This is a genomic window from Pectobacterium polaris (assembly GCF_002307355.1).
In the GTDB taxonomy this organism is placed as follows: Bacteria; Pseudomonadota; Gammaproteobacteria; order Enterobacterales; family Enterobacteriaceae; genus Pectobacterium; species Pectobacterium polare.
This window is the reverse complement of sequence record NZ_CP017481.1, coordinates 911,564-931,142: the sequence shown is the minus strand read 5'-3', so window position 1 is coordinate 931,142 and position 19,579 is coordinate 911,564. Positions and strand designations below refer to the sequence as shown.

The window sequence follows — 19,579 nt, the reverse complement described above, 5'->3', positions numbered from 1 at the left end:
TTACTGTTATCGGTTATCGCTGGGGTGATTTTATCGGGTTAGTGAGGATAAGGCTATGTTTGGTGGTATCACCTATTCCTCACAACTTTATATTATTACGGGACCATAACCCAGCGTATTTATTGAATGTGTACTGCGCATTAATAATCGCGAGTAGAAAACCGTATTTCCCATCCAAAAAACCAGCACGTAATATCCAGGTTTTTAAGAATGTCGAAGCCGTATGCGTAAGGATACTCAGGTAGTGACATTTTTTTCCCTGACGGTGTCGTTCTTCCGCCCAGTCTGAAGCATAGCGTAGCTGTTTCTGTTGAAAAACGGCTAAATCTCGGCAGGTTAAATGTAATAAATCGCCTGATAGATGGCTCAATGTGGCGGAGCCATAGTCAAGAGACTCGTGCACACTGTTGTCATTATAACGGTAGTGCTGGTTTGCATAGAGGCGGATAACCTTGTCGGGATACCATCCGCTATGCTTCATAAAACGACCAAGGAAAAAATTGCGTCGTGAGCAGCAGTAAACCGTATTAGTGTCTGAGGCAGTAAGCACGGATTCGATGGATTGCCGTAGTTCAGGGGTCACTCGTTCGTCAGCGTCAATCATGAAGATATAATCACCGCTGGCGTAGCTCTGTGCGCGCTGCCGCTGCTTGCCATACCCCGGCCAATCATCGTGCTGATAGACTTTTGCACCGTATTGATACGCGATCTCTACCGTATTATCTGTGCTGCCAGAATCGACGACAATAATTTCATCTGCCCACGAGACAGACTTCAGGCAATCGGCGATCAGTTCCGTTTCATTTTTGGTAATCATGACGACGGATAAACGTTTATGCGCGTTCACTCTATGTCCTATGGTGCTGAAAATGATGAAACAGACGAGAGAGGCGTTCTCTTGCCGTCTAAGCGTTGAACCCAATGGCACCGAGATTTTTTAAGTGCCATTGGGTGAGCAGCATGATTCTAGCGTAACGCTATTCTGGCATAACTATGATGGCCTGCTGGGCAGTGGTGATTCATCTTTCTTACGTTGCACAAGCGGAATATGCTTCGCCAGAAGGAGCGCGGTCAGAATGACAAACAGGTGTCCTTCCGTTGAATCCAAAAGGAATGAGTTAAAGAGATTACCACTTAAATAAATGACCAGAAGAGTAATAAAAATGCTTTTCTCTCGCGAAGGTTGCTTCCAGGCAGCAATCGCAAAACTGGCCATCCATAGTAAGAAGATGACAAGGCCGACTGCACCATTCTGTATCGTTTCCAGTAAATACTGGTTGTGTGGGTTATTTACGCTGTAACCTGTTTCTGGGTTGTGATACCAGAAGCTTCCTGCGCCATTGCCCAACAGCGGAGCCTGCTCAATTAATTGTGTAGCCTGTAAAATAAACGCGGTCCGTTGCCCCATTGAACTGTCACAAGCAGAATATGCATCGCCAGTTTTTTGCTGTAGACAGTTTTGTATTTCGTGGACGCCAAGCGTAATTCGTTCAGCTGCACGGTTAGGAATCGTAAATAACAGGAAAATGACGACAACGCCAGAGCCTAGCGTGAGCAGGGCCTGACGCGGTTTCAGAGAGAGTAATGCCCAAGCACCAATACCTGCAATAAGAGTGATGTACCCGATTCTTCCTTGCACCATAAACAGTATATTGCAGCAAGCGGCTAGCGCTAATAGTAGGTAACCGATCCGTCCAGCGCCTTGGCTGATTCTGGCCCGTTCTAGCCAGAGAAATACGGCCATGGCCATAAAAAAGTTATGCGTAATCTGTAACTTAAAAACGGTCGGATTAGCAGGGTCGATATGTTCAGGAAATAGATGAAATAAACCGCCAGCTAGACTCAGTACAAGCACAAGACCATTTCCCAAGAGAAAGCCGCTGAATAACGCTTTGCTCTGTGCTGAATGGAGCAAAAAGAATAAAGCAAGAGGCAGTACATACAGTAACTTCTTGTATTTCTGGACCATTTCCGGCCCTGCCTCATGATAATGAGTGAGCAGGGAAAGTGCTAATAAGCCGGTCATTAGCGCAGGCAGAATAACCATCGGATGGACGATCAGATTACGCAAATACTTCATATCCCGGTATCGCAAGACGCAGAGTAACGCCAGTATCAAGGCGACTTTCAGAAGTTGATTCGAAAGCGGAAGAGAAAGCCCAAGCAAGAAGGCGGTAATGGTCGGGAAATTTCTCTTATCGGCGTCCGTAAGGATCGCGGGAAAAAAATCAAGTTTCATACAATCTCACTGGTGTAAAAAGCGACTTGTTGGCGTCTTCTTAATTTACATATCAATAGGTTTAGGAAAGCCATTTTCTGGTCGCAGCGATCACGTCAGAGACCGGAATGGCATCAAGGTAACGCTCCTGTGTATTAGTATCAATTTCCTCGGGCTTGGGGAGTGGGCGATAGTCGCCAGCCCATAATAATGTGTGTGGTGCCTGCCATGGATGCCACTGTTTCAGGTTACTCGGGCCAAATAGCGCAACAGACGGGGTTTGTCGTGCCGCGGCCATGTGCATAGGTACAGAATCAACACCAATAAATAACGTTGCTTTATCAATCAGTACCGCGAGCTGAGGTAATTCCAGCTGTCCGGTCAGATTCACGACCTGCGCTGGGTTTGCCACGTGATTAAGAATGGTTGTGGCTAGCTGCAATTCTTCGGCTGATGGTCCGCCAGCAAGCACGATGCGTTGTCCTTTATTTGCCAGATGATCAATCAAGGCAGCGAAGGAGAGTGCAGACCAGGTTTTGAACGCCCAGCGAGCGCCCGGGTGGATCAATATATAGTCAGGTAAGCTGTGTTGTTCGAGTAATTGGTTAACATACTTTTCATCTTCTGGTAGCCAGCACATATTCACTGAGGTGTCCGTGTCAGGAAGACTCAGAGGCGATAGGATGAAAAGATTATTTAAAACAGTATGTTGCTCATTATGCTGCGTAGTTTCAACCAACATATCATGGCAAGATTTCCATAAGATGTTGTCCCTCTTTGGCCAATTGAAGCCAATGCTGACACCAGAAGTGAGAAACTTACAGTAAAGCGCAGCACGCCATTGATCGGAAAGGTTGATGATGAGGTCGTATTGTTGCGCCTTCAGCGCTTTCCAAAGCGTACCTTCTCCACGCAATTGTGCACGGATGCCTTCATGTTTGAGATTCCTATCAACCGTAAAACAGGTATTAACCGCTGGATTACCGGAGAGCATGACCTCTGTACCGCGATAAACCAGTACATCAATCTGAGCACTCTCGTAATGCTGTTTCAGCGTCCCCAGCAGCGGGGTGGTCAACAAGACGTCACCGAAATGTCGAAGTTTGATTACGAGAATTCGCTTAACGCGTTCTCTGGAGAGCCGTTTTTCTTTCGAATGCATCTGCATTGCCAAAAACTCGTTGGTTATATAAGAGATTGTAATTGTTGAAAGATTGTTTGGGACGAAATGGTATCCATGGAATTGTCACCAGACATTTCCACCACCTGATTCATCCCGTAGCCGCCGATCAGTCCTGGGTCGGTTGGTCCGTATAGGGTGATATTCGGACGATCCAGTGCCGCCGTCAGGTGGCTAAGCCCGGTATCAACGGAGACAACCGCACTGGCGCCCGCGAGCACCTCGGCGACCTGTTGCAGCGTGAGGCGTGGTAAGACTTCAACGTGTGGAAAGCCTTCCGCCAGCCGTAATGCGCGCTGGTGCTCATGCTCTGCTCCCCAGGGGAGTTTGATGTGTAATCCACTCGGTGCTAATAGAGCAATCAGTTCACGCCAGTGTGCTTCCGGCCAGTGTTTTTCATCACGCGTCGTGGCGTGGAGAAACACCAGATAGCGATTAGCATCTGCGGGCGACTGGGAGAGAAAACGCGAGGCAATCGCATAGTCGCCGCGCTCGGTGGGTTTCCGATAGTTCAGACTGGCAGCAAACAGCTCCCGTACGCGCTCGACGGCATGTTGTTGACGACTGATCGGGTGGCGATAGTTATAGAACCAGCTTGCCAGCGGTTCACGCGCACTTTTGCAATCCAATCCGTGCTTCTTCCCGTTGGCGAGTCGTGTAACCAGCAGCGCGCTTTTAATCAGCCCTTGCGCGTCGATAACCGCATCGTAGCGATACTGGCGTAGCTGGCGTGTAAATTCCGCACGTTCCTGACGTATCGGGGCACTGAACCAACTTTTGCGCCAGCGGCGTATTGCTACCGGAATGACGCGAGAAACCGCCGGGTGCCAGCTGGGAATCTGCGCAAAGCCTTCTTCAACCACCCAGTCAAACTGGATTCCGGGAATAGCCTGCATCGCGTCGGTCAAGGCTGGCAAGGTGTGCAGCACATCGCCCATTGACGACGTTTTTACGATCAGCACTCTCATGCGTCTGCTCCCGGCACCCGATTTTCTCCTGGAACGAGACTTTCTCTTGGCGTGAGACTTTCTTTTGGAATGAGATTTTCTTTTGAAATTAGATGGTTATCCAGTGCGCTGAGCACACGTTCGGGCTGAATGTCGATCAAACTCTGGTGATAACCCTGTTCAGCATCCCCCTTGCGCACCCGGTGATAGCCAGTAATCAGGCGAATCACCTCGGCCTGATGGGACAGCGGCGGGGTAAAGTCAGGGCTGCTCGGACCGTAAAGTGCGACCAGCGGACGGTGAAGTGCCGCCGCAACGTGCATCAGCCCAGAATCGTTGCTGACGACGGCGTGGCAGGCGGCAATCAGCACCACCGCCTGTTCCAGCGAGGTTTTCCCTGCCAGATTAGCGCAATGCTGTCGTGCGTCTTCCGTCAGTCCTTGAAGGATATCGTCACAGGCCGAGCTGTCATTGGCAGAACCGAACAGCGAGATCTGGTAGCCGCGTTCAATCAATGATTGTGCCAACGCCGCATAGTGATAATGCGGCCAGCGTTTGGCGGGGCCGAACTCGGCACCGGGACAAAAGCCGATGATGGGGCGTGCATCGCTGAGGTCAAACGTCTGCGTCATGTCCGCAATCTCGGTCTGATTGACCTGTAACTGTGGCCACAGTAACGGCTGCGGTAAATCTTCGGCACGACGGATACGGCTACGATCATAGGCTAACGCGGCATAGCGCTGAACCATCAGCGGAAATGCCGCTTTATCCAGCACACGTACGTCGTTCAGCAATCCGTAACGCATTTCGCCACGCCAGCCTGTACGCTGCGGAATGTTGGCAAAGAAGGGGACCAGCGCGGATTTAAAGGAGTTAGGCAGCACGTAAGCGCGATCGTAGCCCGCATCGCGCAGCGATACGCCAAGACGGCGACGCTCGCCCAGCTCAAGTGCACCGTGACCTAGCGGCATGGCTAACGCCTGATTGACTTCCGGCATCCGTGCCAGCAGCGGACGGCACCAGGCTGGCGCCATCACGTCAATGACCGCTTCCGGGTGTTCAGCCTTCAACGTGCGATAAAGGCTGTGCGACATCATCATATCGCCGACCCAGGAAGGGCCGATGACCAAAATTTTCATACCGCTTATGAATCCTTATCCGATTAAACGGTACGGTTCAGCCAGGCCATATATTCCGCCACGCCTTCGGCGACGGTTTTGAACGGCTTGTCATAGCCTGCGGCACGCAAATTGGTGAGGTCGGCTTGTGTATAAGCCTGATAGCGGCCTTTCAGTTTCTCGGGGAACTCGATGTATTCCACGCTGCCTTTTTGATGGAAGGCGAGGGTGGCGTCCGCGACAGCCTGGAAGGATTCTGCGCGACCGGTACCGCAGTTGAAGATGCCGGAAACACCGTTTTGCCAGAACCACAGGTTTACAGCGGCGACATCACCGACGTAGATGAAGTCACGTTGGAAGTTCTCGCTACCGGAAAACAGCTTCGGATTTTCACCCTGATTAATCTGGTTATTCAGGTGGAATGCGACGCTCGCCATGCTGCCTTTGTGGCCTTCGCGTGGTCCGTAGACGTTGAAATAGCGGAAACCACAGATCTGTGATTCAGCTTCTGGAAGAATTTCACGCACGTACTGGTCGAACAGGAATTTAGAGTAGCCATAGACGTTCAGCGGCTGCTCGTATTGACGCTCTTCGATAAAGTTATCGTTGCGACCACCGTAGGTTGCGGCAGAAGAGGCGTACAGGAACGGAATGTTGCGATCGAGGCAGTAATGCAGGATATCTTTAGAATACTGATAGTTGTTATCCATCATGTATTTGCCATCCCACTCGGTGGTGGAAGAGCAAGCGCCTTCATGGAATATGGCATCGATATCGCCCAGATCGTCGCCTGCAACGATGCTGGCGATGAAATCTTCTTTATCCACGTAATCTGCGATATCCAGATCGACCAGATTGGCGAACTTGGTGCCGTCTTTCAGGTTATCGACAACCAGAATGTCCCGATAGCCGATGTCATTCAGAGATTTTACGATATTGCTGCCGATAAAACCGGCACCGCCAGTAACGATAATCATGGGCGCGACCTTTATTAATCTTGCCGGTGAGGCACCGCGCCCCACACTGTTTATGACCGCTATAATAGCATTTCATTTTACCGCAAGCAGCCAGAGCTTAATTTATCCCGTGTTGCTCCCACGTTTTTAAGATGATTCAGGCCGTGACGAAGCCAGCATTTTCAGACTGTTTACCCCGCATTTCTGCCGACATCCGCTAGCTTAAAAACCATAACGCAATCTTTTTATGGGAGAGTGACGCTATGCCTGCCGCGTTTTATCAACAACTTACTACACAAATTATGGCTGCACGCACCGAAGGGGTGTTCAAGGAGGAGCGCATCATTACCTCTGCGCAGCAGGCTGAAATAGAGGTGATGGACAGCGACCGCCTGCTCAATTTCTGTGCCAATAATTATCTTGGTTTGGCGGATAGTCCCGAGATGATTGCCGCTGCAAAAGCCGGATTGGACAGCCACGGTTTTGGTATGGCGTCGGTGCGCTTCATCTGTGGAACGCAGGATATCCATAAAGAGCTGGAGCGTAAGCTGGCGGATTTTCTGGGCATGGACGACGCGATTCTCTATTCCTCCTGTTTTGATGCTAACGGCGGGCTGTTTGAAACGCTGATGGGGCCGGAGGATGCGATTATTTCCGATGCGCTCAATCATGCCTCAATCATCGACGGTATTCGGCTATCGAAGGCGCGGCGCTACCGCTATGCCAATAACGATATGAGCCAACTGGAAGCACAGCTGCAACTGGCCAGAGCGGAAGGGGCAAGACACGTCATGATCGCCACCGATGGCGTCTTCTCAATGGATGGCGTCATTGCGGATTTGCAGGGGATTTGCGATCTGGCGGATCGCTATGATGCGTTAGTGATGGTGGATGATTCCCACGCGGTGGGATTTGTCGGTGAACAAGGGCGCGGAACGCATGAACGCTGCGGCGTGATGGAGCGCGTCGACATCATCACTGGGACGTTAGGCAAGGCGCTGGGTGGCGCATCGGGCGGTTATACGGCGGGCAAGCATGAGGTGATCGACTGGCTGCGTCAGCGCTCTCGACCCTATCTTTTTTCCAACTCGCTCGCCCCTGCCATTGTCACCGCGTCGCTCAGGGTACTGGATTTGCTGGAACAGGGCGGAGAGCGGCGTGAGCGTCTGTGGGCAAATGCCCGTCTGTTCCGTGAAAAGATGACAGCCGCAGGGTTCACGCTGGCGGGAGCCGATCACGCCATTATTCCCGTCATGTTGGGTGAAGCGCAGCTGGCACAGGATTTTGCGCAGGCGCTACAGCGGGAGGGTGTTTATGTCGCCGGCTTTTTCTATCCCGTTGTCCCCCTCGGTCAGGCGCGTATTCGTACCCAAATGTCGGCCGCCCATACGCCGGCGCAAATCGAATTCGCCGTCGAGGCTTTTATCCGCGTGGGTAAACGTCTGGGTGTGATCATCTGAGGAAACCATCATGAAAGCATTGGCAAAATTGCGGCCAGAAGAAGGCATCTGGATGGTGGACTCGCCCACGCCGGAGCTCGGGCATAACGACATCATGATTAAAATCCGCAAAAGCGCGATCTGTGGAACGGATGTGCATATCTACAACTGGGATGAATGGTCGCAGAAGACCATTCCTGTTCCGATGGTCGTTGGGCATGAATACGTGGGTGAGATTGTCGCTATCGGTCAGGAGGTTAACGGTTTTCATATTGGCGATCGGGTCTCTGGCGAAGGGCATATTACCTGTGGCTACTGTCGCAACTGCCGTGCCGGCCGGCGTCATTTATGCCGAAATGCTATCGGCGTCGGGGTCAATCGTCCCGGTTCGTTCGCGGAATATCTGGTAATTCCCGCCTACAACGCGTTTCGCATTCCCGACAATATTTCTGACGAATTGGCCGCCATTTTCGATCCCTTCGGTAACGCCGTGCATACCGCACTGTCCTTCGATCTCGTGGGAGAAGATGTGTTGATTGCCGGCGCGGGGCCGATAGGCATGATGGCGGCGGCGGTATGTCGTCACGTTGGTGCGAGGAATGTCGTGATTACCGATGTGAATGCGTACCGTCTGGATCTTGCCAGTAAAATGGGGGCCACGCGCGCCGTCAATGTGGCGCAGGAAAATCTGGCGGATGTGATGATCGAGCTGGGTATGACCGAGGGATTTGATATTGGCTTGGAGATGTCGGGCGCGCCATCGGCCTTTCGCGCCATGCTGAAAGCGATGAATCACGGTGGGCGCATCGCCATGCTGGGTATTCCGCATGAACCGATGTCGATTGACTGGGGAGAGGTGATTTTTAAAGGTTTGTTTATCAAAGGTATCTATGGAAGAGAAATGTTCGAAACCTGGTACAAGATGTCGGCGCTGATTCAGTCCGGGCTGGATTTATCTCCGATTATCACCCACCGCTTTCACATTGATGAGTTTCAGAAAGGGTTCGATGCGATGCGTTCGGGTCAGTCGGGCAAGGTTATTCTCAATTGGGATGAGTCATAACCCTGCCGTGGCGAGTTCGTGCGATGGCAAAAGGAAAACGCGAGCTCGGTGTTACGGCTGTTTGTGCGTTTCGGCCTCGGCTGGAGCAATCCAGGTTTGCCAGCGGTGCTTGATAAACATCACCGGTGCGCTTTCCCGAATGCTGCTGCTCACCAGCTTGAAGAACACATCGTTCTTCACCGGTTCTGGCGGCTGCTTAACCTGACACTGTTGTATACCGCGGAACGGATTACGCGGTTTGGTTGGCTGCTGCGGCTGAGGTTCATACTGCCGCGTCGGCTCATTCAGCAACTGGCTGGGGCGGACTAAGACAATATCGGCATCCAGCGTCGGCAACATCTGCTGTAAGACGCGGATGGTTGAAGGATGTGGATGCCCGATAGCGATGGCGGAACCGCTGCGGCGGGCGATTTGCACCGCGCGGGTAAACTGTTTGCGAATCTCAGCTTCGTTTTGCGAATCATCCAGAAAGACTTTGCGTTTGATGACTTTGACGTTCGTTCCTGCCGCGGCCTGGCTCGATTGGCTGCTGCCAATGGTCATGCTATCGAGGAAATAGAGCTGGTAGGCGCTCAGCGCCTGCATGACTTTTTGCATGCCGGGTAGGCTGGCGGTCATCGCGCTGCCCATATGGTTATTCAACCCCACGGCGTAAGGCACGTTATTGACCGATTGGCGGATAATGCGCTGAATTTCTTCGCTGCTCATGTCCGGGCGTAACGTATCGCGCTCCAGCGGTTGCTTGCTCATCGGTGCCATCGGCAGATGGATCAGCACTTCTCGCCCTTGCTGGTGGGCTTTGGTTGCCATTTCACGGGCGTACGGCGCGTTGGGTAACACCGCGATGGAAATCGCCGTCGGCATTGCCAGAATCTGGTTCTCATTATGCGGGCGATAGCCGAAATCATCGATGACGATAGAAAGTTTTCCGGCCAGAGCCAAAGGAGACAGGGCGAGCAGACTCAACGCCAGTAATGGTGTTTTGGTTAAATAAGACAAGACTATCTTCCCAGCCAAGGTTGTGGATTGACCGCCTGACCCTGGCGACGGATTTCAAAATACAGCCCGGGCTGACTCTGCCCGCCGCTGGTGCCGACCAGCGCGATGGGTTGGCCTGCCTTGACCTGAGCGCCAACGGAAACCAATGCGCTCTGGTTATAACCGTACAGACTCATGTCACCTTTACCATGCTGCACAACCACGACCAGCCCGTAGCCCTGTAGCCAGTCGGCCATCAGTACGGTTCCATCGGCGATCGCCTTCACTTCTGTCCCTTCCGGTGCGGTAATCACCATGCCCTTCCAGCGCAGTTCGCCCTGTAACGGTTCACCGAAGCGGTGCTCTATGCGACCATTAACAGGCCAGATGGCTTGACCAGAAGGTCGCCCTAAACCGCCGGTTCGGGCCATAAGTGAGCGTTCACCTTCGGTCGGTTTGTAGCTGCTGCCGCTGCGTTTGGCCTGTTCTTCTTTAGCGCGAACCTTGGCAGCTTCGCGTGCTTCCCTCTCCGCACGGGCTTTCGCTTCTCGCTCAGCGCGGGCGATCTGATCGCGCAACCGAGTTTCATTCTGGCGCAGTTCCGTCAACTGCTGCTGATCTTTTTCCAGCGAACTTTCCAGCGTTGACAGCGTTTTCTTTCGGTCGGACTGTGCTTGCTCCAGCGTCTGCTGTTGCTGCTGTTGGTCGCCCAGCAGCGTTTTTTGCTGTGCCTGTTTTTGTTCCAACTGACGCTTTTGGTCAGCCAGCTCTACGCGAGTTTGCTGCAATTCGTTGATGGATTTCTGCCGCGCTTCATTCAGGTAACCAAAGTAGGCGAGGATGCGCTCGTTGCGCTGGCTTTCTTCTCCGCTCAGCATTAATTGCAGTGCGCTGTGCTGACCTTGCCGGAAGGCGGCGTCAAGCTGACGGGAAAGTAGCGTTTGTTGCTTATCCTGCTGAGATTGCAGTTTTGCGATAGAGGCGCTGAGGCTGGTTAATTCTTTATTGAGCGTGGACAGCGTATTGCGCGTTTCATGCAGTTGACGACTGGCCTGAGAGATGGACTGCTCCTGCTTTTTCAACTGCTGAACTAAGGTACTGCGCTGTTTTTGTTGTTCTTGAACGCTTTTTTCTTTCGCGGCGATATCTTGTTGCAGAGTCTTAAGCTGTGCCTGATTATCTTCAGCCTGGCTGAGCGCGGGCAACAGCAAAACGCCAACGCAGAGTGCGCTGACGCAGCGGGTGAGCAGCCTTTGTAATGCGGATAAATGGCGATCGGCGCTACATGCCACTCGACTCTGTACCAATAACGCGTTTTTACTCATAGCGGTGAATTATTCCACGATGAACAGCGGCTTACCAGTTGTCTCTTGTCTGATTTCTATTTCCAGACGTGACAAGCATGGCACAAAGGTGGGCGTCTGGGCGCATCAATATATAGATAAATGGAAAGCTCGCCGCAGATTCGATACGCTATATTGGCTTACTGGCTGTAATTGCCGTATCGCGCAGGTATACTCAGGAACCTTATATTTTTGTTGCTTAACTGATCCGGGAGTCGTTACACCCCATGCAAGAGATTATGCCATTCGTTAGCAAGAACCCTATTTTGAGCATCGCCTGGGTTGCGCTGTTGGTTGCGGTAATTGTACTTACTGTGAAGAGTAAACTGTCGAACGTAAAAGAAGTGGTTCGCGGTGAAGCGATCCGACTGATTAATAAAGAAGATGCTGTCATCGTTGATATCCGTAACCGTGACGACTATCGCCGTGGCCATATTGCCAACGCATTTAACCTGTTGCCGAACGACATTAAAAACGGCAGCGTAGGTGAACTTGAAAAACATAAGTCGCAGCCGATTATCGTGGTATGCGCCAACGGTCTCTCTTCACGTGAAGTGGCCGAGAATTTGCACAAAGCCGGTTTTGAGCGTGTGCAGGTACTGAAAGATGGTCTGGCTGGCTGGAGCGGTGAGAATCTGCCTTTAGTCCGCGGCAAATAAAACGGTTTGTGGTAAAACTATCCTCATCGTGCCATGTGTGGTTAGTCATCATGTGATGAGCCATACACAGCGAAAATGGCAACGATTTTGCAGGATAATCGGCAGGCTGATTGCAGTACTAAATTGATTGCAAATACTACAGTGATTGCAGTATGACAATGACAGAAATGTACTGACGTCCGCCCACTTATGACGACGGAAGACGTCAAGAAAATCTAACAAAAGGGTATTACTTAACATGTCTGAACAAAACAACACAGAAATGGCTTTCCAAATCCAGCGTATCTACACCAAAGATATCTCTTTTGAAGCGCCGAATGCGCCTCAGGTGTTCCAGCAGGAATGGCAGCCAGAAGTAAAACTGGATCTGGATACGGCTTCTAGCCAACTGGCTGATGACATCTATGAAGTCGTACTGCGTGTGACCGTAACGGCTTCTCTGGGTGAAGAAACTGCATTTCTGTGTGAAGTTCAACAAGGTGGTATCTTTACCGTTGGCGGTATCGAAGGAACTCAACTGGCGCATTGCCTGGGTGCATATTGCCCGAACATTCTGTTCCCTTACGCGCGTGAGTGCATCACCAGCCTGGTTTCTCGCGGTACCTTCCCGCAACTGAACCTGGCGCCAGTTAACTTTGATGCACTGTTCATGAATTACCTGCAGCAGCAGACCGAAGGTGAAGGTGCTGCGCAGCCTCAGGATGCCTGATGAACGCGTCTGACGCTTCAATGACTGTCATCGGTGCCGGCTCGTACGGCACCGCATTGGCCATTACGCTGGCGCGTAATGGCCATCGAGTCGTGCTGTGGGGTCACAACCCTGTGCACATTCAGGCGTTACAGGCCGCTCGCTGTAATCAGGCATTCCTGCCGGATGTGCCTTTCCCCGATTCGCTACAGCTGGAAACCAATCTGGCGCAGGCGCTTGCTGCCAGCAGAAACGTGCTGGTCGTTGTGCCGAGCCATGTGTTCGGTGATGTTCTGCGCCAGTTGAAACCTCATTTGCGTGCTGATGCGCGTATCGTGTGGGCGACTAAAGGGCTGGAAGCGGAAACGGGACGCTTGTTGCAGGATGTCGCACGCGAAGCGTTGGGCGAAACCATTCCGCTCGCGGTGGTATCTGGCCCGACATTTGCCAAAGAATTAGCCGCTGGCATGCCGACGGCGATTGCTCTGGCATCAACAGACAGCGAATTTGCTGACGACCTGCAACGGTTGCTGCACTGTGGGAAGAGCTTCCGCGTTTACAGCAACCCCGATTTTATCGGCGTGCAGTTGGGCGGCGCGGTGAAAAACGTCATTGCTATCGGTGCCGGGATGTCTGACGGCATTGGATTTGGTGCGAATGCACGTACTGCGCTGATCACCCGCGGGCTGGCGGAAATGACCCGGCTTGGCGCGGCGCTAGGTGCGGATCCTACCACCTTCATGGGGATGGCAGGGCTTGGCGATCTGGTGCTGACTTGTACTGATAATCAGTCCCGTAACCGGCGCTTCGGCATGATGCTGGGACAGGGAATGGATGTACAGAGCGCGCAGGATAGCATTGGTCAGGTTGTTGAAGGGTACCGCAATACGAAAGAGGTTCTGGCATTAGCGCAGCGCTATGGCGTTGAAATGCCGATTACTGAGCAACTCTGGCAGGTGCTGTATTGTGGGAAAGACGCCCGAGAGGCGGCGCTGAGCCTGTTGGGCCGTACGCGTAAAGACGAAACCGCCAAGTTATAAAACACGTCGTTCTATGCTGAGCTTCCTAATCTGGGAGGCTCATAGTATCTTCATTTTCTTGTATACGAGCGGTAGCGCTAATAAGCCTGCCGTTTGAGAACAGATATACGTTGTGGTGTGTGGTATCTCGGAGAGTAAGGCAATGTCGACAGAAGAACTGGAACTGGTGTGGACCAATATCAAGGCGGAAGCGCGCAGTCTCGCGGACTGTGAGCCGATGCTGGCCAGCTTTTTTCATGCCACATTGCTAAAGCACGAGAATTTGGGCAGCGCACTGAGCTATATGCTGGCAAACAAGCTGGCAAACTCGATCATGCCTGCGATCGCCATTCGAGAGGTGGTGGAAGAAGCCTATCGTGCCGATCCGCAGATGATTGTTTCTGCCGCGCGCGATATTCAGGCCGTCTGCCTGCGCGATCCGGCGGTGGATAAATATTCTACGCCGCTGCTCTACCTGAAAGGGTTTCATGCATTGCAGGCCTATCGTATTGGTCACTGGCTTTGGTCGCAGGATCGTAAAGCGCTGGCGGTCTATTTTCAGAATCAGATCTCGGTTTCTTTCGGTGTCGATATTCACCCTGCGGCGAGAATCGGCTGCGGGATCATGCTCGATCACGCAACGGGCATTGTGATCGGCGAAACCGCTGTTGTCGAAAATGACGTCTCTATTCTGCAATCCGTGACGCTGGGTGGTACGGGTAAAACGAGCGGCGATCGTCACCCTAAAATTCGCGAAGGCGTGATGATTGGCGCAGGCGCAAAAATTCTGGGGAATATTGAGGTTGGCTGTGGCGCGAAAATCGGTGCCGGATCTGTCGTGTTGCAATCGGTGCCTCCACATACGACGGCGGCAGGTGTTCCGGCTCGTATCGTCGGTCGCCCGGAAAGTGACAAACCGGCTATGGATATGGATCAGTATTTCAACGGGGTCAATCGCGGCTTCGAATATGGCGATGGTATCTAATCCCACAGCATAGGCGATTCGCCATCTTGCTATCTATTTGGATCGGGTCTCGGACAGAATATAAACCACCGATAAATAAGGTGGTTTTTTGTTATTTCGGCTAAGAAACGTCTGAAAGCACCTTTGAACCCACTATCTATTTAAGTACAGTTGCTCTTTATCCCTTCATAATAGGCTGCTTTAGTTTCCCGTCTATATGGGCAGATTACGTAAACTGAACTATATATTTTGGTAACAACCAAAATAGTTTTGTTTGGATCACCTTTGTTTGAATGGAATCGTGACGCTGTTACAGAGAACCTTATATGTATTTTAAGCGAATTTTAATCACGTTAAGTTTGATTACACTACCTATTGTTCCTTTTTTGAGCTACGCAGCAGAAAGCATAAATAATGTAGGGACAAATAATACGAGCAGCACAGCAAGTTCCACACCTGCTGCGCTTGACTCCAATGATTCAGCGTCGGATAAGCAGGATGAAAGCTGGTGGCAGAGAAGTAAAAATAATCTGTCTACGACCTGGAATTCGCCGCAGAGTCACGATATTTATATCCCGACGATCACCTGGCATAACCGCTGGACGTACGATAAAGAAAAGACAGACAAATATAATGAAAGGCCGTGGGGTGCGGGCTACGGCGTTTCCCGTCTGGATAAGGATGGGGATTGGCACGGGCTCTATATCATGGCGTTTAAAGACTCCTATAACAAATGGGAGCCTATCGGTGGCTATGGCTATGAAAAGCGCTGGCGACCAACCAGCGATCAGGATTTTCAACTGGGTCTGGGTTTTACGGCTGGCGTAACGATGCGCGATAACTGGAATTACATTCCGATCCCAGTCTTGCTGCCTATGGCATCAATAAGTTACAGCAAGCTCTCTTTCCAGGCGACTTACATTCCCGGAACATACAATAACGGTAATGTTTTCTTCGCCTGGTTCAGATGGCAGATTTAATGGTCTTTCCATCTCTGAATATTTTGGTGGATAGAAGAAAATTCTAATTACGTTGTCAACGATCCCATACTTTGGGATCGTTGTTGCTATTTTTATGGTCTGTATATCGATGTTATATTAACACGAAGAGCGACATTATCCCTACCAATGCCTTTCTAACTATTTATATCTAATAATACTATTGCCATTTTCATTATAAGGCTCATCCATTGAAGTTTTCATATCAATGAAACTATAATCAGAAATTGATTTTTTAATTTTATAATGAAATATATATCAGGCTATTATTCTTTATTTGTGGTAGTGCGGTTTTTATAATTTATGGGGATGTGTAATCTATTTTTTATGTGGAAGGATAACGTATCCCTGTTACTGATAACATTTATTATGATCTTATGGACTAAATTAGATAAAGGGATTTTATATGGCGAATAATATTTACTTAACGTTAACGGGTAATCAGCAGGGGAACATCTCAGCTGAGTGTGGCACTGTTGACTCGATTGGGAATAAGTATCAGATAGGACACAAAGATCAAATATTTGTGTTGCAATTTGATCACGCTATCAGCCGAAACCAAAATATTAATCATCGACCTATAACGTTTTGTAAGCCTATCGATAAGTCCTCTCCGCTTTTGGGAAATGCCATCTCAAACAACGAAAAGCTCGAACTTTTATTCGATTTTTACCGTACCGCGCAGACTGGCACGCAAGAGAAATATTATTCTGTCAAACTCATTGGGGCAGTGATAAGGAACATCGCCGTTTCCTATCCACATGCTTTGACCCATGCAGAGAACCAGCCAGAAGAAATGATATCTGTTGCGTATCAAAGCATCGCTTGGCAACACCATATCGCTGGAACGGGTGGTTACAGTTTATGGGAAGAGCAAGTGTACTAATATAAAGGGTACGGTTATGGCAGATGATAGTATCGTACGAAACAAATTTTGTGATATTTCTAAGATTAGATTTAGAAAATGGGATGAGATTGATGCTCTTTTCTGGAAGTTTTGCAAAAGTAATCCTGAAAGGAAGAGTGGAGGATATTATTTAAACGCATATAAAGATGCCTATATTCATTACAACAAAGAAAGAATAATAAAGTATGCTAATCAGGCTGGCATTCTTCCTGAGTTGCTCGGTGGTGTTGCCTGGATTGAGTCAGGCGGAATGCCAGAAGAATATAAGTTTCAGGTGTTTGAGATAAAAAGGTTTCTGGGACTAAAGTCGTCTCCCGAAAATAAAACCTCTTTTGGCTCTGTTGCTATGCAAATTCAGGTTGCCGCTAGAACTTTGGGATTAGACCCTGATATTTTGACAACGCGAGATCAGCTTGAATTAGCAACTTGCCTGGTGGAGGATGATTTTCACCTCTGGCTTGTTGCACAGCACCTAAGAGATATGATCCTCTATGATTATCCGAGTGTAGCGGCGCTTTACTTGACTGATGAACAGTACATGATGGCGGGAATCCGTTACAACCGGGGTATACAAAGAAAATTGAGAGAGTTTATTCATTTTATCGACGCTAGGCCGGAACGTGGTTCTATAGAATTTGACTACATTTCTTATGGCGTACGGTTACTACAGATTAGAAGCCATGTAAGAAAACTGCTGGGACTTAATACCTGAATGAATATAAGCAAGGAAAAGATCGTCGATGCTATCTCTATGGCGGGATATGTTGTATTCGCCTATTTTGCGATGGGTTTACTCTCGATCAACAAATATGACTGGATGATGGAGTCGGGAGACTCTATCTGTAGTATTCCCCATCAGTCTCTCAGTAACCGTATCTTACAGGCGGGTGTGGCGGCTTTATTTTTACTAACGCCCTTACTCATTGCCTTAGCGCGCAATATTTACATGAAAAATCGCTATAAAACAGTCTACTACACGGTTGGAATACTGTGTGTCACTCTGTACGGCGGGTGGTTTTTCTTTGGTCGATTTGCTTTATGCTAATTGACTGATTCCATCAAAATGATCCGATATTATTGTAATTAATGACCATTTTAAAATCCGTGTTCAATACCTTATGAATATCAAGGTAATAGCGGTTTACTCTCAGTGGATAAATTTATGAGTATCTGATGCTTTCACTTGGCCATTATTCACCCTGATGTAAACCATATTGACTGAAATTCATTCAGTCATCTCCGTTACAATGGCGATACTTTTTCCTAAGCGGATGTTGTCGTGCCATTACTCACTATCACCACTATTTTGTGGGCATTTTCATTCAGCCTGATTGGCGAATATCTGGCGGGTCAGGTTGATAGCTGGTTTTCTGCGATGTTCCGTCTGACGGCCGCAGCCGTGGTGTTTTTGCCATTCTTACGCCTGCGGGGTTACACGCCGCGCGTCATTTTCTTGTACATGTTAGTGGGTGCTTGCCAACTGGGTATCATGTACCTGTTCGTATTCCAGGCTTACCTGTACCTGACCGTACCTGAGTTCTTACTCTTCACAGTGATGACGCCGCTGTACGTGACGCTGATTTACGATCTGCTTGCCCGACAGCGTCTGCGCTGGGGTTACGTGATGAGCGCGCTGCTGGCGGTATTCGGGGCGGCGGTGATCCACTATCATGGCGTGAGTGAACATTTCTGGTGGGGATTCCTGCTGGTTCAGGCGGCGAATGTGTGTTTTGCCGCGGGTCAGGTGGGTTATAAGCGCCTGATGGAGCTCCATCCCGTGCCGCAGCACTGCGCGTTTTCCTGGTTTTATCTGGGGGCTGCGATTGTGACGATAGTTGCGTGGCTGCTCTTCGGTAATCTGGATAAGTTACCCACTACAACCTTGCAGTGGGGCGTGCTGGCCTGGTTGGGGATTGGCGCTTCTGGCCTGGGTTATTTTATGTGGAACTACGGCGCAACTCAGGTAGATGCCGGAACGCTTAGTATAATGAACAACTTTCACGTGCCGGCCGGACTCTTGGTTAACTTCGCTATCTGGCATAAAACGCCAGATTGGCTGAGCTTTATCGTGGGGACGATAATTATTACGTCCTCACTGTGGGTACACCAGCGTTGGGTCGTGAAGCGTCCTTTACAAACGGTAAGTGCTCACAAGCGTGCTGACGCGCCGAACGAATAAACGCATCAATCACCGGTTGGCGCTGCTCTCCGTCACGGACGGCGGCGTACAACCGGCTCCACAGCCCGTCACCCAGCGATTTAGTCACAATCAGCCCCTGACGCTCGAAGCTTTCCACCACCCAGTGCGGTAGCGCGGCGATGCCCATACGGGCGGCGACCATCTGAATCAACAGCAGCGTATTGTCCACGCTTTTCAGCGTAGGACTGACGCCTGCCGGTTGTAAAAAGTGACGCCAGACGTCCAGCCGTTGCCGCTGTACCGGATAGATCATCAGAGTTTCGGCGGTGAAATCTTCCGGTTCGATTTTCTCTTTTTCTGCCAGCGGATGGTCAGGAGCCAGCACCAATCTGACTTCAAAATCAAACAGAGGCGAATAGTGCAGACCGCTGCGCGGCATGATGTCGGAGGTCATGACCAGATCCAGCTCGCCTTGTTGCAGTGCTGGCTGAGGATCGAACGTCACGCCTGATTTAAAGTCCATCGCAACCTGCGGCCAGTGCTGATGGAACTCGTCTAGCGCAGGCGTCAGCCACTGAATACAGCTATGACACTCAATAGCCAGACGCAGCGTGGTTTGGTGCGGCTCATGGCACGACTGCAACGCCTGCTGGATTTGCGGTAACACCTGCTCTGCCAACTGCAACAGAATTTCTCCCTGAGGCGTAAAGCGCAGCGGCTGGCTTTTACGCACGAATAGCCTGAACCCAAGGCGCTGTTCCAGATCGCTGAACTGGTGGGATAACGCCGATTGGGTTTGGTGAAGTGCAGCGGCAGCGGCGGCTAACGATCCAGTATTGCGCAGTGCTTGCAGCGTTCGCAGGTGTTTAAATTCGATCATGAGAGTCCTTCACAGTGACAGTGAATAAATTGCGCTTGTGATTACTACAGTACCTGCGGATTATGGATGTGTAAACATCTGG

General features: G+C 50.4%; 20 protein-coding genes. 11 read left to right on the top strand and 9 right to left on the bottom strand.

Annotation, left to right across the window (positions count from 1 at the left end; translation table 11 throughout):
- Positions 1–79 precede the first annotated feature (79 nt).
- From BJJ97_RS04190 to rfaD, 6 genes are all read right to left on the bottom strand, one after another.
- On the bottom strand, positions 80–847 hold the full coding sequence (locus BJJ97_RS04190; protein ID WP_095993155.1) for a glycosyltransferase family 2 protein: 768 nt from the start codon (positions 845–847) through the stop codon (positions 80–82).
- A 144-nt stretch (positions 848–991) separates the two neighbouring features.
- Positions 992–2,239 carry an O-antigen ligase family protein gene (locus BJJ97_RS04185; RefSeq protein ID WP_095993154.1) on the bottom strand — a complete coding sequence of 416 codons (1,248 nt, stop codon included), beginning with the start codon at positions 2,237–2,239 and terminating at the stop codon, positions 992–994.
- Between the two features lie 61 nt (positions 2,240–2,300).
- Complete coding sequence (gene rfaQ / locus BJJ97_RS04180) at positions 2,301–3,386, bottom strand: putative lipopolysaccharide heptosyltransferase III (protein WP_095993153.1); 1,086 nt, start codon at positions 3,384–3,386, stop codon at positions 2,301–2,303.
- Positions 3,387–3,403: 17 nt separating this feature from the next.
- Positions 3,404–4,366 carry a lipopolysaccharide heptosyltransferase RfaC gene (gene rfaC, locus BJJ97_RS04175; RefSeq protein ID WP_095993152.1) on the bottom strand — a complete coding sequence of 321 codons (963 nt, stop codon included), beginning with the start codon at positions 4,364–4,366 and terminating at the stop codon, positions 3,404–3,406.
- The gene (rfaF, locus tag BJJ97_RS04170) at positions 4,363–5,484 is read right to left on the bottom strand and encodes an ADP-heptose--LPS heptosyltransferase RfaF (protein WP_095993151.1); all 1,122 of its coding nucleotides are present in this window, start codon (positions 5,482–5,484) and stop codon (positions 4,363–4,365) included. The genes rfaC and rfaF overlap by 4 nt, the downstream gene beginning before the upstream one ends.
- A 23-nt stretch (positions 5,485–5,507) precedes the next feature.
- Positions 5,508–6,440, bottom strand: a complete 933-nt coding sequence (gene rfaD, locus BJJ97_RS04165) for an ADP-glyceromanno-heptose 6-epimerase (protein WP_095993150.1) — start codon at positions 6,438–6,440, stop codon at positions 5,508–5,510.
- Between the two features lie 242 nt (positions 6,441–6,682).
- On the opposite strand from rfaD, the gene BJJ97_RS04160 reads away from it, so the two are divergent.
- Positions 6,683–7,879, top strand: coding sequence for a glycine C-acetyltransferase (locus BJJ97_RS04160; protein ID WP_095993149.1), 1,197 nt, complete (start codon positions 6,683–6,685; stop codon positions 7,877–7,879).
- 10 nt (positions 7,880–7,889) lie between these two features.
- Positions 7,890–8,921, top strand: a complete 1,032-nt coding sequence (gene tdh, locus BJJ97_RS04155) for an L-threonine 3-dehydrogenase (RefSeq protein ID WP_095993148.1) — start codon at positions 7,890–7,892, stop codon at positions 8,919–8,921.
- Positions 8,922–8,972: 51 nt separating this feature from the next.
- Here the strand turns inward: tdh and BJJ97_RS04150 are convergent, their stop codons facing one another.
- Both BJJ97_RS04150 and envC read right to left on the bottom strand, forming a co-directional pair.
- Complete coding sequence (locus BJJ97_RS04150) at positions 8,973–9,920, bottom strand: divergent polysaccharide deacetylase family protein (RefSeq protein ID WP_095993147.1); 948 nt, start codon at positions 9,918–9,920, stop codon at positions 8,973–8,975.
- A gap of 2 nt (positions 9,921–9,922) precedes the next feature.
- Positions 9,923–11,224: a murein hydrolase activator EnvC gene (envC, locus tag BJJ97_RS04145; RefSeq protein WP_039483037.1), complete on the bottom strand. Its 1,302-nt coding sequence runs from the start codon at positions 11,222–11,224 to the stop codon at positions 9,923–9,925.
- A 245-nt stretch (positions 11,225–11,469) separates the two neighbouring features.
- Here envC and BJJ97_RS04140 point away from each other — a divergent pair, with 245 nt between their 5' ends.
- The 9 genes from BJJ97_RS04140 (at position 11,470) to BJJ97_RS04100 (ending at position 18,656) form a co-directional block, all read left to right on the top strand.
- Positions 11,470–11,901, top strand: a complete 432-nt coding sequence (locus tag BJJ97_RS04140) for a rhodanese-like domain-containing protein (protein ID WP_039310321.1) — start codon at positions 11,470–11,472, stop codon at positions 11,899–11,901.
- A 238-nt stretch (positions 11,902–12,139) separates the two neighbouring features.
- Complete coding sequence (secB, locus tag BJJ97_RS04135) at positions 12,140–12,610, top strand: protein-export chaperone SecB (protein WP_010283737.1); 471 nt, start codon at positions 12,140–12,142, stop codon at positions 12,608–12,610.
- Positions 12,610–13,629 carry an NAD(P)H-dependent glycerol-3-phosphate dehydrogenase gene (gpsA, locus tag BJJ97_RS04130; protein ID WP_039495074.1) on the top strand — a complete coding sequence of 340 codons (1,020 nt, stop codon included), beginning with the start codon at positions 12,610–12,612 and terminating at the stop codon, positions 13,627–13,629. The genes secB and gpsA overlap by 1 nt, the downstream gene beginning before the upstream one ends.
- Before the next feature lie 142 nt (positions 13,630–13,771).
- The gene (gene cysE, locus BJJ97_RS04125; protein WP_095701205.1) at positions 13,772–14,593 is read left to right on the top strand and encodes a serine O-acetyltransferase; all 822 of its coding nucleotides are present in this window, start codon (positions 13,772–13,774) and stop codon (positions 14,591–14,593) included.
- A gap of 305 nt (positions 14,594–14,898) precedes the next feature.
- Positions 14,899–15,552, top strand: a complete 654-nt coding sequence (gene pagP, locus BJJ97_RS04120) for a lipid IV(A) palmitoyltransferase PagP (protein WP_095993146.1) — start codon at positions 14,899–14,901, stop codon at positions 15,550–15,552.
- A gap of 424 nt (positions 15,553–15,976) precedes the next feature.
- Entirely contained in the window at positions 15,977–16,456 is a 480-nt protein-coding gene (locus BJJ97_RS04115) for an Hcp family type VI secretion system effector (RefSeq protein WP_095993145.1), read from the top strand.
- A gap of 16 nt (positions 16,457–16,472) precedes the next feature.
- The gene (locus BJJ97_RS04110) at positions 16,473–17,189 is read left to right on the top strand and encodes a hypothetical protein (RefSeq protein ID WP_095993144.1); all 717 of its coding nucleotides are present in this window, start codon (positions 16,473–16,475) and stop codon (positions 17,187–17,189) included.
- Entirely contained in the window at positions 17,190–17,522 is a 333-nt protein-coding gene (locus BJJ97_RS04105; protein ID WP_095993143.1) for a YjeO family protein, read from the top strand.
- 234 nt (positions 17,523–17,756) lie between these two features.
- Complete coding sequence (locus tag BJJ97_RS04100; protein WP_039483022.1) at positions 17,757–18,656, top strand: carboxylate/amino acid/amine transporter; 900 nt, start codon at positions 17,757–17,759, stop codon at positions 18,654–18,656.
- On the opposite strand, the gene metR is transcribed toward BJJ97_RS04100, so the two are convergent.
- Positions 18,562–19,497, bottom strand: coding sequence for an HTH-type transcriptional regulator MetR (gene metR / locus BJJ97_RS04095; RefSeq protein ID WP_095701211.1), 936 nt, complete (start codon positions 19,495–19,497; stop codon positions 18,562–18,564). The two genes, BJJ97_RS04100 and metR, sit on opposite strands and share 95 nt — an antisense overlap.
- Positions 19,498–19,579: the final 82 nt, after the last annotated feature.